Source organism: Pseudoalteromonas rhizosphaerae (assembly GCF_028885455.1).
Lineage (GTDB): Bacteria > Pseudomonadota > Gammaproteobacteria > Enterobacterales > Alteromonadaceae > Pseudoalteromonas > Pseudoalteromonas rhizosphaerae.
Genome location: NZ_CP118496.1, coordinates 4,191,832 through 4,208,341, shown reverse-complemented (window position 1 = coordinate 4,208,341; position 16,510 = coordinate 4,191,832). Strand labels below are relative to the sequence as shown.

Genomic DNA, 16,510 nt, shown 5'->3' with positions numbered 1-16,510 from the left:
ATAATAAATTCAATTTTATAAGAGTGTACGATGCATGATTTAGTTATCCTGATTATCAGCTGCGCGCTATTAGGTTGTGTGGTTGGTTTTTTAGCTGGGTTATTAGGCATTGGCGGCGGATTAATTATTGTGCCAGTACTGAGTTCATTATTAGTGCATTTTAATGTTGTTGCGGTTGATCATGTACTGGTTATTGCTATTGCTACCTCGCTTGCCTCTATTTTATTCACTTCAACGTCATCTGCATTAGCGCACCATAAGAATCAAAATGTGCCATGGGAAATTGCGCCTTGGGTTATGTCTGGCGTTGGACTTGGTGCTCTGATCAGTGGTTTTGCCGCGAGTTTAATTCCAGAACAGTTATTACGCATCGTTTTTGCTGTTAGTGTGGTGTTTATTGCTGCTCGTATGGTGTTGTCTGCTCGTAATAAACCTGTCGCGGTCAAACCTATGCCAAGAGGCCCAATTATTGGCGCTATTAGTGCAGTGATGGGCGGATTATCAGGTTTGATTGGTATTGGTGGCGGCGCATTGATTGTGCCGCTACTACATTATTTTTCAGTTGATATTAAAAAAGCCATAGGCTGCGCGGCAGCATGTGGCATTGTGATTGCGTTATTTGGCTCTGTGGGGTATGTCAGCGCTGGTTGGCAAGTAACCGATTTACAACATGGCTTTGCAGGTTTTGTGTATTTACCAGCATTATTAGGTATAGTGATAACTTCGTGGTTTATGGCACCAATTGGAGCCAAAGCAACGCATTATTTACCTGTTTCAACGATAAAAAAAGTGTTCGCGGTGTTACTGGTTATTATCGCGCTTCAAATGGTTTTTAGTTAAGGTTTAATTTTTATGGCTCTTGAATTTCCAGACATCAATCCGATTATTTTCTCTGTCGGTCCTCTCAGCGTACGTTGGTACGGTTTAATGTATTTAATTGGTTTTGCTTTTGCGATGTGGTGGGCAAATAGGCAAGCGGCTAAACCTAACTCGGGGTGGACAAAAGAAGAGGTCAGTGATTTACTGTTCTACGGTATGTTGGGAGTCATTCTGGGTGGTCGGATTGGCTATGTACTGTTTTATCAATTTAGTTATTTTTTAGAAAATCCACTGTATTTATTTAGAATCGATCAAGGTGGTATGTCTTTCCACGGTGGCACTTTAGGGGTGATAACCGCTATTTGTGTGTTTGCCTGGACACGTAAAAAACAGTTACTTGCAGTGGGGGATTTTGTTGCTCCGCTAGTGCCGGTTGGCCTTTTAGCAGGGCGTATTGGTAACTTTATTAACGGCGAATTATGGGGCAGAACTACCGATGTACCATGGGCTATGGTATTCCCAACTGGTGGTCCACTGGCGCGTCACCCATCACAGTTGTATGAGGCATTTTTAGAAGGCCTAGTGCTGTTTATTATTCTGTATGTGTTTACAAAAAAGCCACGTCCAGCGGGCAGCGTAGGCGGATTATTTTTACTAGGCTACGGGGTATTTAGATTTTGCGTTGAGTACGTACGTGAACCCGATGCGCATTTAGGTTTATTTGGCGGCTTTATTTCAATGGGGCAAATATTGTCATTGCCGATGGTCATCGCAGGCCTAGGTTTGATAATATGGGCGTATAAAAAGCCACAGCCAGCTGTTGCCAGCAAAGCTTAATAAAAGAAGTTAACAATGAAACAATATTTAGAATTATGTCAGCGCATCGTTGATGAAGGCGTGTGGGTTGAAAATAAACGTACAGGAACTCGTTGCTTAACGGTTATCAATGCCGAGCTTGAGTATGATGTGGCAAATAATAAGTTCCCAATGATCACTACCCGTAAAAGTTACTGCAAGGCGGCGATAGCTGAATTGTTAGGTTATTTACGTGGTTATAGTAGCGCTGCGCAATTTCGTGACATAGGTTGCATGACTTGGGATGCTAATGCCAATGAAAACCAAGCATGGTTAAATAATCCGAACCGCCAAGGTGAGGATGACATGGGCCGAGTATATGGCGTACAAGCTCGTGATTGGCAACGCCCTGATGGCACTGCGTTAGATCAGTTGAAAAAAGTCATTGATAATTTAAAAAATGGTGTGGATGACAGAGGCGAGATCATCACTTTTTATAATCCGGGTGAATTTGAGTTAGGGTGTTTGCGCCCATGTATGCACACGCATACTTTTTCGCTTCTTGGCGATACGCTTTATTTAACCTCGTATCAGCGTAGTTGTGATGTGCCACTTGGTTTGAACTTCAATCAAATCCAATGTTTTGTATTGCTTGCACTGGTCGCGCAGATCACTGGCCACAAAGCAGGTAAGGCCTACCATAAAATCGTTAATGCCCATATTTATGAGAACCAACTGGAATTAATGCGCGATGTGCAGTTACAGCGTGAGCCATTTGCATCACCTACGTTGACGATTAATCCAAATATTAAATCACTCGAAGATATCGAAACGTGGGTCACCCGTGATGACTTTGAGGTAAATGGCTATCAATGCCACGATGCAATTAAATACCCGTTTTCAGTGTAACAATTAATAAGCATCATAGTTTTAAGGAGAGAATAATGAAAGCAGTGATCCCAGTTGCAGGACTTGGCACCCGTATGTTGCCAGCTACTAAAGCTATTCCAAAAGAGATGTTACCGATTGTAGATAAACCCTTGATTCAATATGTAGTTAATGAAGCGGTTGCTGCGGGTATTAAAGAAATTGTATTAGTGACTCACTCTAGTAAAAACTCTATTGAAAACCATTTTGATACCAGCTTTGAGTTAGAAGCAACGCTAGAGAAGCGGGTTAAGCGTCAGTTACTTGCTGAAGTACATGCTATTTGTCCAAAAGATGTGACAATTATTCACGTTCGCCAAGGTGAAGCAAAAGGGTTAGGGCACGCAATAAACTGCGCTGCGCCGATTATTGGTAACGAACCGTTTGTGGTTATTTTACCAGACGTAATTATTGATGACGTTGAAAGCGATCTTCAAAAAGATAATTTAGCTGAAATGATTACTCGCTTTAATGCAAACGGCGAAAGCCAAATAATGGTTGAGCCTGTGCCTATGCAGGATGTTGATAAGTTTGGTGTGGTCGATTTAGGCGACGTAAAGCTTGAACAAGGGCAAAGCGCAGCGATCCTTAATATGGTTGAAAAACCTCCTGTGCATAGCGCACCATCAAATTTGGCTGTGGTAGGTCGTTATGTGCTAAGTAAAAATATTTGGCCATTACTTGCAAAAACTCCCGCAGGCGCCGGCGACGAAATTCAGTTAACAGACGCAATTGCTATGTTGATGGAAAAAGAATCTGTTGCTGCTTATGCGATAAAAGGGCGTAGTCATGATTGTGGTAGTAAGTTGGGCTATTTAAAAGCTACTATTGAATTTGCACTGCGTCGTGATGAATTTAAAGATGAACTAAGTGATTTTATTAAAACCTTAGTTTAAGCTCATTTATTGAGCCTAACTTATAAAAGTGCCTTAGTGGCACTTTTTTATTGCTTAAAAATCCTGAAACTGGCACTGACTTTGCTTATAATATGGCATTATTTATTTTGTGATGCTAACAGATGATGTGTTTTAAAAAGCAAGCTTGGTATACCACAGTGTTGGTTACAGCAACTGTCTGGCTTAGTGGGTGCAGTAGTATTAATGCTAACCCGGTGGAACAGCAGCCTGCATTAATTTCTGATCAACAAGTCAAAGAGTATGTTCAGCAATGGCACTCGCAACAAGAGAGTATTACTCGTTTAGCTGCGATGGAGGAAGACTTGCAACTATTAATAATGGCACTTTCCTCTCAAACTGATATTGCAGAAAACCCAGCGGTGCTTCGCGAAGATAATGTTACGGTGGCTCATTATGCTGAAAAAATACAGACCCCTGATACTGCTAACTCCTCAAAAACTATCGAAAACCGCCCCCAGCCACTGTATAACAATTCACTGCCAGGCGCGCAACTTGGGCTGTATTTAAAACCGCAAAGAGTGAGAACGCAAATAACAAAGTTACAGCAGCAATATCCACAGGCATTTAGCCAATTAGATTTTGTAATGACTGAGCGTCAAAATAAAGGTGTTACCATGTATGGGTTACGAGTTGGGCCATTTCAAAATTATACTGAGGCCAATCTATTTTGTTCTTTAGCGCAAAGTTTAGGCCAAAAATGCCTGAGTGCTCCGTTTGTTGGTGAGCCACTTTAACTAAGCCAGTTATTTATCTGATTTTTATGTAATTAATCTTAAAGTAATTGTTCTAATTGCCGATAAATCTTATGATAGGGGCTCTTTATGGTAATGCCCCATTTTTATAAGGATTTAATATGAAACGATCTCTTGCTATTATTAGCGCTTTTTCTTTAATTCACTCTTTTCCTACATTAGCGACAAGCGCTGACTTTTCTGCAACAGTTAAAGTACAAAACACTGTTGTTTTAAGTAAGGGGGAAGATCTTAGTTTTGGTACTATACGTGCTGTAGCACAAGCTGATGGCGTCAAATTTGCGACACTGACAATTAACCCCAACCCTAATGCAGCAATTAAAACCACTAAAAATGATGACGGAGATGCTTTAATTTCAGTCATTGAAGAAGGTTCACCTGCTACTTTTACAGTGTCAGATGTAGTACCTAATGCGGCACTTACTATTACTAAACCAGGCACAGGAAGGCTTGAATCTGCATCAAAAGGAGCGGGTGAGCCGCAATTCTCAATTGATGGTTGGAAGTTCTTTATTACTAGTGGACCAAACATAAACACGGCTTATGACGAGACAACGCCAAACTTAATCGCCAGTGAAAAAGGTGAAGTTGAATTTGCTATTGGTGCCACATTGTCTACAGATAACTTAGTAACAACAGTACCTTACAAAGATGTTGAATACACAGGTACTTTCCAAATCGAAGTCGCTTATTAAATCGCTTCTAGTGCGACTTTTACCTTATGCAGTGGCTGTAAGTATTTTAATTTACAGCCCTAACCATTTCGCAAATACCATAGAGCAACAGTCGCTTGATTTTGGCACGTTAGTCATACCAAGTAACAGTAATGTTAGTTCCGTGATAATCAAAGCGAACGGTGACATAAATACTATGGGTAAAATTTATGTACTAGAGAAAGGACGACCTGCTGAGCTATTACTAACCGATTTCCCTGCACATACAGAATTAACTATGCAATTAGTTAATTCTGTAACCTTACAGCACAACGCACAGGGTAGCAGCAGCGCCGATTTTGAAGTACGTCTTAATGGCTTTCCAAAATCTACCATCACTGATGATTTAGGTGAGGCGAAAGTGTTTATAGGCGGCACATTAATAACAAAACCTAGTAGTAAAAGCTATTCCGATGGCGACTACTCCTCAACTACTAACCTAGAAATTTCGATTGACTACTAAGGACTGAGATGTTCAATAAATTAACAGTGATGTGTGTGCTACTAACAGCATTTTTTAGCCAAATGGCCTTGGCAAACTTATTGATTTCACCTACCCGTGTTACTTTTGATGAACGCCAGCGTAGTGCTAAAGTCACGGTGATCAATAATTCTGATGAACAACGTACGTACCGAGTAGTCTGGAGTGAAAAACAAGCTTTACCAGGTGGGGGTTATAATAATTTAGCGCAAGTAACAGCAAACAGTTTATCGCCAATGACACGTCTGTCACCAAAACAAGTGACCTTAGCAGCAGGTGAAAAACAAACCGTTAAAATTGCTATTCGAAAGCCAAAAGGTTTGCAGCAAGGCGAATACCGCTCGCACTTATTATTTCAAGCTCTACCTAACGAAAATAAAGAGCAAAAATCAGGAATACAGATCAACATGATTATGAGCTTTAGTATTCCCGTTGTTTATCGTGAGCAGCCAGAACAACCTAATGTTACGATCACTCAGGCAAAGATTATAAAAAATAGCAATCAAAGCAAGCCACAAATTCAAGTTCAACTGCAACGACATAACAACTTTAGTAGTTATGGAAAACTCAGCGCTTATATAAAAACAGCATCAGGCGAGAATGAGAAAGTAGCTGAAATTAGCAATTTAAGCCTGTATCCAGAAGTTGATACTACCATTGCAACACTGAGCCTATTTAAAGATAAACAGCTGCCAACACAGGGCAGTATTTTCCTCGATTATCAAGGTGCTGAAGAATATAAAGGGGTTGATTTTGCTTCATACACACTCGCTATTGGGAAATAATCTTAAGCGTTATTAAGCGAATAAAGTGATCCGTATATTTACTCTTGGGCTTTTATTTTTAAGCTCAATGAGTTTTGCTAGTGCTGTGCAAACTGCTGATGTGTTGCGCACACTTAAAGCTATTCAAACTAAATTAAATCAACCGCACCCGAAAGTGAGTGCACAGCAGCCCGTTATAGACGAACACAGGCAACCTGCAGCACAGCGCATTGCCGCCGGTGAATTTTTACTCTTTTCGCTGCACTTAAACGGTGAATATCTTGGTGAAGCATTTGCGATAAAAAGCGAACAAGGTGTGTTATTGGGGTTATCGGGTTTAGTCGAAATATTACAACTGGCTATTAATGTTGATATTGCAAATGGCACCGCTTCAGGTTGGTTTATCAATGAAGCAAACTTATTTACACTAAATGCTACTGAACCTAAACAATTAATTTTTAATAATCAGTTTGTTACGCTATCTTCGCAGCAACTACTAATTGATGATGATATTTATATTGATGCAGCCGTTTTACAGCGCGCCTTCTCAGTTGCTATTATTCCTGATTATGCGAATTTGACGCTAGAGCTTACAACGGAGCAATTGTTTCCTGTTGCTGCGCAACAACAAAGGCAAAAGCGTTTGTTTAACAACCAGCGTAAAGGGGATAACCAACCTACACAACCTTGGAAGGCTAGTCCCTATCAGGCGGTTTCAATGCCAGTGGCAGATTTACAGCTAAACTATCGTCGTGATAATGACAGCAGCCGTACAAGTTATTCATTATTAGGCGCTCAAGATTTTGCGTACCTTTCAGCAGAATATTTCTTAGCAGGACGTGAACAAGATTTATTGACTGACTCTCGGCTGACATTCTCTAAACAAGATGTTAATAACAGCTTACTCGGTGTTTTTGCAGCCAGCGAGTTGGAGTTTGGTGATATCACTGCAACGCAAGTAGGTAGTCGTTATAACGGTCAATATGGCCGTGGTTTTAAGTTTTCAAATTATCAGTTAGATCGCAAAATAGATAACAATCGGATTAATCTCACAGGCGCTATCCAGCCTGGTTGGGATGTTGAGCTTTATCGTAATGGCATTTTAATTGAACAACAGTTAAGCCTTGCAGATGGCCGTTATATATTCGATAGTATTGATTTACTGTATGGTGAAAATAACTTTGAGTTGATCTTTTATGGTCCTCAAGGGCAAGTTGAACGCAAAACAGAATATTACTTTATTGACGGTAATCAATTGGCGCAAGGAGAAGCTGCATACGAAATATCAGTATCAGAGCAAGGTAAACAATTACTAGGAAGTGAAAGTAATTCACAACAAAGTGGCTGGTTAGCGGCAGGGCGATACGAACGTGGTTTGACTGATAATATCGCGATTTACACCGGGGCTATGGCGCAAAAGCGTGAGGACGATGAATTTTATCAATTTGCTTTTGGCACTAATATCAACTTGTTTGAAAGACTGTTGATTAATTTAGACTACGAGCAAAATAACCAACAACAAAATGAATTAGAACTCACAGCAAGAACCCAACTGGCCGATCAATCACTGCTGTTTACCGTTACAGATCGCTCGGATCAACAGCAAGACTTGCAAAGTTATCAATTCGATATGTCGGGTGAGTTGATGCAAAATCGTTATGGTCGTCTTAATTATCAAAACAACTTTTTATTGCAGCATTCAAGCTCAGGTCGCGACCTACAACAAGCTTATAATCGTTTTAATTATAGTTACTCAGGCTTCTCTGTGAACAACCTATTGCAATGGCAAAATGTAAATGAGCAAAGCAAAGTATATGGGGCAACCCGTGTGCAAGGACGAATAGGGCGTTTATATAGCCGTTTTGGTTTTGATTATTTATTATCGCCAGACAGTGATATTTTAAGTTACCAAGCTGAATTTAATCGCAGTATTACTGCAAAGTTACAAGCCGAGCTCACACTTAAAAATACCCTAAATGAGAATATCCAATCAGCGGACTTGGGCCTTAATTGGCAAAATGATGATTTTAATTTAAGCAGCACCATTAACTACGACAGTAATGATAATTGGCTTTTTAGTTTATATAGCCGTTTTAGTTTTGGTTATGACGCTGAAAATAACCGCGCCTTTATGTCAAACCGCAGTCTAACCAGTACCGGTAGTCTACTGGTTAAAGTATTTTTAGATCAAAATAACAACGGCATTATGGATCCTGACGAGCAAGGTGTTGCTGGTATAAAAGTAAAAGGGCTGCAAAATTATCGCCAAGCAATAACTGATGAAAATGGCATTGCATTGTTAACCTCAATGCCAGCTAATCGCACCACAGATATTGTGCTCGATAGAGACAGCTTCCCCGATCCGTTTTTTGTGCCTGCCAATGAGGGCTTTTCAATCACGCCAAGATCAGGATTTATTGAATACATGGATTACCCGCTAAATAACGCCAGCGAAATTGAAGGGGTGGTGTATCAGCAGCAAGGGGAGCACACTTATGTGCAGCCTTATGCAAAAATAACCCTATTAGATCAAAACGATAAAGAAGTTGCCAACACCCAAGCGGCTTATGATGGCTATTATTTGTTTACCGACCTACGGCCAGGGCAGTATCGGGCTGTGGTTGACGATAGCTTTAAAGAACGTAAAGCATTAAAAAACACCCAGCAAGTAACAGTTGATTTATCAGCAAAAGGGGATGTGTTGGTTGGGGTTGATTTTACTTTAAAATCACTCGAAGAAGTGTCGGGGACTATTGTTAATGCGGGGAATTTTTCATCGTTAATGATGTTAAAGGCATACTTACGTTTGATAAGCCCGCGCTTAAAATTACAACAGCAAGACGTGTTTTATATTCATGACCAAGAGCAAAGTAAGTACATACTCGCCTTAGCATACGCTAAGCAAGTACAGCCTGAATTTACGGATCTTTGTCAGTCATTAATAAAACAAAGATTGAAGTGTGATATTGAACAACGAACAATACTTCATTAAAGGAATAGCAATGAATATCAAACAATCGTTTAGTGTAATTCAATCAGCCGTATTAATAATGAGTTTAATTATATTATCTGGCTGTACCAGCACGACGGATAGCGCGCAAAAAAGTACCAGCAGCACAGCTGAAACTAATCATGAAACCTATGTGCAGATCACGCAACAAGAGCTACAACAGTTACAAACTAGCTCTACACAGTGGCAAGCAATTAAACCCGATCTTGAACGGTTATTACTGATTGAAAGTGATTTGAATTTATTGATAGCACAGTTAACCGCGATAGCAAATGATGACGAGAACACAGGTAATAAGAGCCATTCATCTGCTGCCTTGGCATCACAGCAAGTACCGTTAGATAGGCCTGCGCAATCTATAGCAACACAGTCAAACATAACTAACAACGCGCTTTTTGCGCTGCAAATTATTGCGGTCACTCAACAATCGCAATTAGCTCCAAGCTGGCAAACAATTCAACAAAAAGTACCAAGTTTATTGTCAGATAAATTTACCACCAATGTCGAAACTGCTCAGGTAAAAGGCATGACTTATTACCGCTTAAAAATCGGGGCATACCAATATCAAAAAAACGCCCAAGCTGATTGTGATAAATTAAAGCTACAACAGCTCAACTGCATGGTGACTCACTACACCGATAACCCAATAAAATTATAAATAGGCATAATACTTGCTTTGTTATTGCCATGTTTAGTGAGGATGGCAATTATGCGCCTTTTGTTATGTTTATTATTGCTGAGTCTAACTGCGTGTAGTTTAACGCAAGAAAAACCGCCAGCACCAAGTACCAATGCCCCAAAAGCAACAATGGCACCTTATACTGTGCATCAGTATGTGAGCGACTTGAGTAGTCAATTGAGCCATGTGCAAGGGCCATTTAAAAGCTCTGCACGGATTGCCGTTACTAGCTTTTACTTAGCCAACGCGCTAGATAGTGAGCTGGCACAAGGGCAGGGCGCTGGGCTGAGTCAGCAAATTCAAGAAAGCTTAATTACTCAGTTTACCCAACTTGGCTATAACACTATTGAATATCGCCTTGAAAAACACCTTAATTTAGCCAGCAACGCAGATGGTATATTAAGTCGCGACATTAGCAAATTACGCCAACGTCAGAATATTGACTTTGTTATCACGGGTACCTTAACACGGCAACAACATGCCTATATAGTTAACGCCCGTATGGTAAATACGCAAGATAGCCGCGTTGTATCTGCCGCCAGTACAGAGATCCCCATAAATGTGATGTGGGGCGATGAAAAAATACAACAGCGCGACGGTTATATTTACCGCAGCGAATACTAATTAGGAGCTCTCATGAAACGCTTAATATTAACTTTATGTTTGCCACTGGGTTTTGGTTGCGCGCAAATGATGGAACCGGGCAAAACAGCACAAACTGATAACTCTGCGCAGTTAGAGGGTGATCAAAGAATGGTTGCTGCTCCTGGGCAAAATAATACATTTTATCAAAACAATATTCCAGTGATGAACGATAGCAGCCAAGTCACAGTCCCAACACGTAAAAATATTAATCATTATGTACGTGGCATAATGCAAGATATGGCTGAAAATTTACAATACGTAAATACCAAAACGCCGCTGGCCGTATCAAGCTTTATTTTTTTAGATGATGATTATAACGACGGCACATTGTTAGGTAATCAAATCGCCGAAAGTTTTATGCACGAGCTACACAGTTTTGGTGTACCGGTGATCGACTTTAAAACCACCGACTACATGCGTGTTACTCCCTCTGGCGACTTTGTATTTAGTCGCGATTATTTAGAGCTAAGTAAAGATCAAAACTTCAACTACGTACTGGCGGGCACTATGGTAAATCACCAAGGTGGTGTATTAGTCAATGCCCGAATTATTGGTTTAACAAGTAAGGCAGTGGTTGGCTCTGCACAAGGGTTTATTCCGCAATCCGTTGTTGATGCACTGGACAGCAGCTATCGCACTGATGGCGTAATGCTAAAACAAGCGAGTAAGTGAGGCCAATGATGAGTAAGCTAATCCACAGCGCTAAATTATTAACCGTAGGGGGTGTGATCAGCATTCTCAGCGCATGCAGTATGACTAATAATACGGCTGAGCCTGTACAAAGTACGACTAGCCGATATGACCTTACTCAAATGCTAAAACAAGTACAAATGAATAGTGCCGAGCCACTTGATAACTCAGCGCAGTTTAGTCCTAACAAACACCATAAAACACTGGTTAATTATGTAGAGCAAATGGCGTTAGACTTAGTCGACACAATGCAAACAGAGCTTGATACCTCGATTGCCGTTACTTCATTTGTAGATTTAGATGCCAGCCTTAATAACAGCAGCCAATTAGGCAACCAGTTATCAGAGAGTTTTATTCATCAACTGCAAAAATTTGGTTATGGTATTGTTGACTTTAAAACCACCGACCAAATAACTATGAACCCACGCGGTGACTTTGTATTTTCACGCGATATAGAGCAGTTAGCGGATCAACGCATCGCCAGTCATGTGTTATCAGGCACCTTGATCTACCGCAGCAACGGTGTTGAAGTAAACGCCCGTATTATTGATATCACCAGCAAACGCGTAGTTGCCAGTAGCAACAAAATACTGCCTTATTACGTACTCAACAACGCCGATATTCACCTACAACGCGCGAGTATTAACTAGCATCGTTATAAAATCCATTTAACTGCTTGATTGTAAATAGGATAAACCGTAATAATTTTGCTATCAGCTATCAGCTATCAGCTATCAGCTATCAGCTATCAGCTATCAGCTATCAGCTATCAGAGTGGCCTCTTAGTTAAATGGATATAACGGCCCCCTCCTAAGGGGCAGTTACAGGTTCGATTCCTGTAGGGGCTACCAATTAAATCAATGGGTTAAAGTTGTTGCTATTTTCTGACGTTTTCTTTTATAGCATATTTTTAGCAGCTCGTTACTTGTTAATTCTATTTAAAATTTTTTAAAAATATCTCTAAATTGATAGTTCTTCCATTTTTATCTATATCTTCAATAAAAACACTTAAACTAAAATTAAAAGTATGTCTTAATGTAGTGATGTTACTGTTACTTACTATATAAAATTTGGGGGAATGTTTTGATTCAGAGGCTTTTTGAAAGTTTTAAGAAAGATACAAAAATAGTGGCTTACGCTAGGTTTAATCAGAGTAAACGACTATCTAGAAAATCTTGGTGGTCATTATTTTCGATATCAGCCATATCTTTTTCCCTTATTTTGATATCAATAGGTGAGAAAATTTTTATGCTTGAAGAGATATCACCATTATTATTTTTTAATGTAACTATGCCAAACTGGGTATTTTCTGTCTTTTGCTCAATTGCAATTTTGGCGTTATCTATTGCAATTTCATCTTCGAAAGTTGAAGTGAAGTATGAAAAAATAACTACGTCTGCAATCAAAATAAACAAAATATCAAGAGAACTTGAGCTTGAGCTTGAGCTTGGCGGCACTGATGTGGCTAGGTATAAATCACTACTCTATGAGTACAATACTAGTTTGATGTCAGATCAGACAAATCATGATGATATTGACTATACAATTGCAAGGCTCTCGTTAAATAAACAAAAATTCATCAAATACTATTATAATTTTTATATAAAACAATATCTTGAGATTTTTCCTTACGCACTTATAACATTTATATCCTTAGGGGCGATTTTTTCAGTGTTAAAGAAAATAATACTGTAAGGCTTTATTTATGTTAAGACAGGATTTTAGTGAGAAGTCTCTACTTAGAGTAACATCGAAGAATGAAATAATTAAGTTTGAACTAGGTCGAGACAAAAAAGAATATCTAGATAATCTAAAGCAGTGTTCAGTAGTTATAAATACCCCCTCATTTACTTTGAAAGATATACACAGGAAGAAAATCAATAATAAAGAAATATTTTATGCTGAAAGTATAGAGGAACATTATTGCATAAAGAAAATATCTTCGGATATGAAACGACTGTATCGAGTTGTTACGCTTAATAGGGACGATATTTCTGAACAAGTGTTGAGAATTTTAGAGACAGGTTCAGCCTTTGGGGTGATTAAAGCAGATGTTAAATCATTCTATGAGTCTATTTCATATAAAAAAATGTTAGATAAGTTAAAACACGATAAATTACTTAGTTCTAAGTCTATTAAATTCTTAAGTGACTTGAATTCAGTAACTAATTATGGTTTGCCGAGAGGTTTAGCTATCAGTCCTGTAATGTCAGAGCTTTATATGAGGGATATTGATTCGAAAATACGAGAGGTTCAGGGTGTATATTACTATGTTAGATATGTTGATGATATTTTCATCTTTACTACTATTGAGTGTGAAAGGGTTTTTCATGAATTGAAATCAATTTTTGAGGGCTATGATTTAACTTTAAATAAAAAAACAGTTAAGTTTAATGTTCCAGTGATTTCTGATTTTCGAATGTTCTTACGTTCGTTTGATTATTTAGGTTATAAATATAGAATAACGGATATTCCTTATATTGGTAAAAGATCAATTTCTGTTTCATTATCAGATGATAAAGTGAGAAAAATAAAAACTAGAATTGTGCACTCAATAATTAGTAGGGGGAAATGTCATAGCAAACTTCTAAATGCTCATCAAAGTAAGCTGCTCTATAATAGAATTAATGTATTGTCTGGGAATTATCCAATATCTGGAAGTAAAAGTAGAAGTGGGGTTTTGAAAGGAGGCATTTATTATAGTAATCGCCTAGTTAATAAAGTTGGCGTTTTCGAAGAGTTTAATGAGTTTTTGAGGAAGTCACTCTATTCAAAATCTAATAACTTCTTTGGTAAGTGTGTATCAAGTATTTCAAATGAAGAAAAGAAAGAGTTGTTAGGTTTATGTTTTAAAAAAGGCTTTGTTGATAGAAAGTATATACATATGACTAATAAAGAAATGAGTGATATAAAAAGGTGTTGGAAACATCAAAATCATAAGAAAAAGAAATAATATGAAGATACCTTTAGAGAAAAGAGATTTTTACAGGGTTATATTGACAGATGTATTGCCATATGAAGTGCCTTTTATACTGACAAATGAAGGTTTTTATAAGAAGTTGAGAGGTGGTGGCTTACAAAAAAATAGATTTATAAAAAGCATATTTTTTAGTGATAATGATGTAACCACAAAGCCTCTTGTATATAGAATTACAAAAGACTCTGAATCTGAAAGAAGTTTGTACCTAATTCACCCTGGTGTTCAAATAAAAGTTTGTTCATTATACAAAGACTATAATCAACTTATTACTCATTTATGTAGTCGCAGTACATTTTCGCTAAGATACCCAGACAAGATAGCCTTTTCTTACTATTGTAAAGAAAAGAAAAGTGACGAAGATCCAGAGGAAAAATTCAAAGATGAAGGGGTTGGTATCGATGGCGAAAAAGAACCTGTATATGCTAGTACCTTTTATGAGTATAAAGATGTAAGTTTCCTTTATAAATTCTATGACTCTTATCAATTTCATAGGATTGAAAAAAAGTTTGATAATTTGTTTAAGTTTGACATTGCAAAATGTTTTGCTTCTATCTCAACTTTTCAATTATCTAGATCTATAAGAGATTTAGAGAGTTATCATAAATCAAAGGGGTATCATAGTTTTGAATTGCGGTTTGAAGAGTTGATGAATATAGCAAACTTTGGGGACTCACATGGAATTGTAGTTGGCCCAGAGTTCGCTAGAATATTTGCAGAAATCTTACTTCAGTCGATTGATGTAAAAATAAAGAAAAGGTTAAAAAAACTAATACCAAGTATTGTTGAAGGTAGTGATTATGTTATTAAAAGGTATGTAGATGATTACTTTCTTTTTTATAATGATGAAGGAACTAGAAAGATTATCTATGATATTGTGTTAGATGAACTTGCTGAGTACAAGTTATTTTGTAATGAATCAAAAAATAAGAAGTCTTCAGTTCCATTTATAACAGGTGTGTCAATAGCAAAGCAGGAATATAAAAAGCAAATTGAGCAATTTTTTAATAAGTTTGATTATATAGATGAAGATAATCAGGTTAAGGGGGTTGTATCCCCAATGAATAGATATAATCGGTTGGCTAATCAAATTATAACAGATATAAAATGTATTGTTTATAATAACGATATTTCTTATTCTAGTATTACTGGTTACTATTTTACATTGGCGAGAATAAAAATTTCTGAAATTGACGAACACATTTCTGATTTTAAGTATAATTTAGAGCAATGTGAGAAAGTGACAAATTTTTTACTTGTCATTATTGAATTGTCTTTTTTTATTCATTCTATGGACTTTAGGGTTAGAAGTACTTATTTGATTTCTCAGATAATAATAATCATAAATCGTATTTCTGAAGTTTTGGGTGAGTCAAATTCTGAGCTGATTAAAAAGAAAATTTACGATGAATCATATCTTGCAATTAAGTCTTCTATAAAGAAAAAAACAATGAAGGATATAGAATGTTTAAACCTCCTAATTGCCATACGTGATATTGATGTCAATTATCGACTGTCTAGAGTTGATTTAGAGGATGTTATAGGTTTAAAAGGTGATGATTTTAATTCTAATTATTTTAGCTTAATGACATGTCTTTTTTATACAGAAAATAAAGTCGAATACCGTCAAACTAGAAATAAAGTTGTGGCTTGTATAATTAAAAAGTTTGAAGACCATTACTTAAATATTGTTAATGATTCGGAGTGTGCACATTTACTTTTCGATTCATTAAAGTGTCCATATCTAACATTAAAAATGAAAAAGGAAATTGCTCAAAAAGCACTTAATTGTTTTGATAATGTTACTGAATCTGAATTAGAAGATTTTATTACAATTGTATCTGAGTCAAATTGGTTTATTGATTGGAGTAAATCGACATCAGAGTCAATAGAAAGGCTTTTGAAGAAAAAAGAGTTGAAATCACCGTATGGGCACTGATATATTTCTTCTGCGCGTACTGTATATACCCCATATTGAGCTTAGGCTCTATGATGGATGTTTTCACACACGATATAACGACAGTACGCGCCCTTTTTTCTTATCCTGTAATTATCAGTACAGTTATTTACAGAACTCCAAGTAAAACCTTTTTTGCGATTCTGGCAAGTGGTGAGCTAAAGGTGATTTTTGGCTTTGTGCTGGTGTTTGATATGGGCTAAAGCTTAGTGAAGAGCTTTAGCTATTTTAAATGTTATATTTAACTGCAATTTTATTTAAGAGTGATAACTTTAGCTCTTGCTAGATAGTGAGGAGCTTTAGCTAATACGTTATAGCTTTAGGTTATGCTTTTTTCTACCTTCCATGAATAGTGCCTAGTGCTAGTACCTTGTAAAAAAAAAC

17 protein-coding genes and 1 tRNA gene are annotated in these 16,510 nt (G+C 37.6%); all 18 read left to right on the top strand.

Annotation, left to right across the window (positions count from 1 at the left end; translation table 11 throughout):
- Positions 1-30 precede the first annotated feature (30 nt).
- Positions 31-840: a sulfite exporter TauE/SafE family protein gene (locus PVK79_RS18220; RefSeq protein WP_257326308.1), complete on the top strand. Its 810-nt coding sequence runs from the start codon at positions 31-33 to the stop codon at positions 838-840.
- A 12-nt stretch (positions 841-852) separates the two neighbouring features.
- Positions 853-1,656, top strand: coding sequence for a prolipoprotein diacylglyceryl transferase (gene lgt / locus PVK79_RS18215; protein ID WP_145240923.1), 804 nt, complete (start codon positions 853-855; stop codon positions 1,654-1,656).
- A 15-nt stretch (positions 1,657-1,671) separates the two neighbouring features.
- Positions 1,672-2,523 carry a thymidylate synthase gene (locus tag PVK79_RS18210; protein ID WP_257326306.1) on the top strand — a complete coding sequence of 284 codons (852 nt, stop codon included), beginning with the start codon at positions 1,672-1,674 and terminating at the stop codon, positions 2,521-2,523.
- Between the two features lie 35 nt (positions 2,524-2,558).
- Positions 2,559-3,437, top strand: a complete 879-nt coding sequence (gene galU, locus PVK79_RS18205; protein WP_257326305.1) for a UTP--glucose-1-phosphate uridylyltransferase GalU — start codon at positions 2,559-2,561, stop codon at positions 3,435-3,437.
- 122 nt (positions 3,438-3,559) lie between these two features.
- Positions 3,560-4,192: an SPOR domain-containing protein gene (locus PVK79_RS18200; protein WP_257326304.1), complete on the top strand. Its 633-nt coding sequence runs from the start codon at positions 3,560-3,562 to the stop codon at positions 4,190-4,192.
- A 119-nt stretch (positions 4,193-4,311) separates the two neighbouring features.
- On the top strand, positions 4,312-4,905 hold the full coding sequence (locus tag PVK79_RS18195; RefSeq protein WP_145240927.1) for a DUF4402 domain-containing protein: 594 nt from the start codon (positions 4,312-4,314) through the stop codon (positions 4,903-4,905).
- Between the two features lie 10 nt (positions 4,906-4,915).
- On the top strand, positions 4,916-5,386 hold the full coding sequence (locus tag PVK79_RS18190) for a DUF4402 domain-containing protein (protein ID WP_182731181.1): 471 nt from the start codon (positions 4,916-4,918) through the stop codon (positions 5,384-5,386).
- 8 nt (positions 5,387-5,394) lie between these two features.
- Complete coding sequence (locus tag PVK79_RS18185) at positions 5,395-6,189, top strand: fimbrial biogenesis chaperone (protein ID WP_257326303.1); 795 nt, start codon at positions 5,395-5,397, stop codon at positions 6,187-6,189.
- 25 nt (positions 6,190-6,214) lie between these two features.
- On the top strand, positions 6,215-9,160 hold the full coding sequence (locus tag PVK79_RS18180) for a hypothetical protein (protein ID WP_257326302.1): 2,946 nt from the start codon (positions 6,215-6,217) through the stop codon (positions 9,158-9,160).
- A gap of 10 nt (positions 9,161-9,170) precedes the next feature.
- The gene (locus PVK79_RS18175; RefSeq protein ID WP_257326301.1) at positions 9,171-9,836 is read left to right on the top strand and encodes an SPOR domain-containing protein; all 666 of its coding nucleotides are present in this window, start codon (positions 9,171-9,173) and stop codon (positions 9,834-9,836) included.
- Between the two features lie 51 nt (positions 9,837-9,887).
- Entirely contained in the window at positions 9,888-10,481 is a 594-nt protein-coding gene (locus PVK79_RS18170; protein ID WP_257326300.1) for a FlgO family outer membrane protein, read from the top strand.
- A gap of 12 nt (positions 10,482-10,493) precedes the next feature.
- Positions 10,494-11,174: a FlgO family outer membrane protein gene (locus PVK79_RS18165; RefSeq protein WP_182735240.1), complete on the top strand. Its 681-nt coding sequence runs from the start codon at positions 10,494-10,496 to the stop codon at positions 11,172-11,174.
- A gap of 8 nt (positions 11,175-11,182) precedes the next feature.
- On the top strand, positions 11,183-11,842 hold the full coding sequence (locus PVK79_RS18160; protein WP_145240951.1) for a FlgO family outer membrane protein: 660 nt from the start codon (positions 11,183-11,185) through the stop codon (positions 11,840-11,842).
- A gap of 126 nt (positions 11,843-11,968) precedes the next feature.
- Positions 11,969-12,043, top strand: a tRNA-Arg gene (locus PVK79_RS18155).
- Between the two features lie 277 nt (positions 12,044-12,320).
- Complete coding sequence (locus tag PVK79_RS18150) at positions 12,321-12,887, top strand: SLATT domain-containing protein (protein WP_274804093.1); 567 nt, start codon at positions 12,321-12,323, stop codon at positions 12,885-12,887.
- Positions 12,888-12,897: 10 nt separating this feature from the next.
- The gene (drt3a, locus tag PVK79_RS18145; RefSeq protein ID WP_257326298.1) at positions 12,898-14,145 is read left to right on the top strand and encodes an antiviral reverse transcriptase Drt3a; all 1,248 of its coding nucleotides are present in this window, start codon (positions 12,898-12,900) and stop codon (positions 14,143-14,145) included.
- A 1-nt stretch (position 14,146) separates the two neighbouring features.
- Entirely contained in the window at positions 14,147-16,108 is a 1,962-nt protein-coding gene (drt3b, locus tag PVK79_RS18140; RefSeq protein ID WP_257326297.1) for an antiviral reverse transcriptase Drt3b, read from the top strand.
- A 50-nt stretch (positions 16,109-16,158) separates the two neighbouring features.
- On the top strand, positions 16,159-16,329 hold the full coding sequence (locus tag PVK79_RS18135; protein ID WP_257326296.1) for a hypothetical protein: 171 nt from the start codon (positions 16,159-16,161) through the stop codon (positions 16,327-16,329).
- Positions 16,330-16,510: the final 181 nt, after the last annotated feature.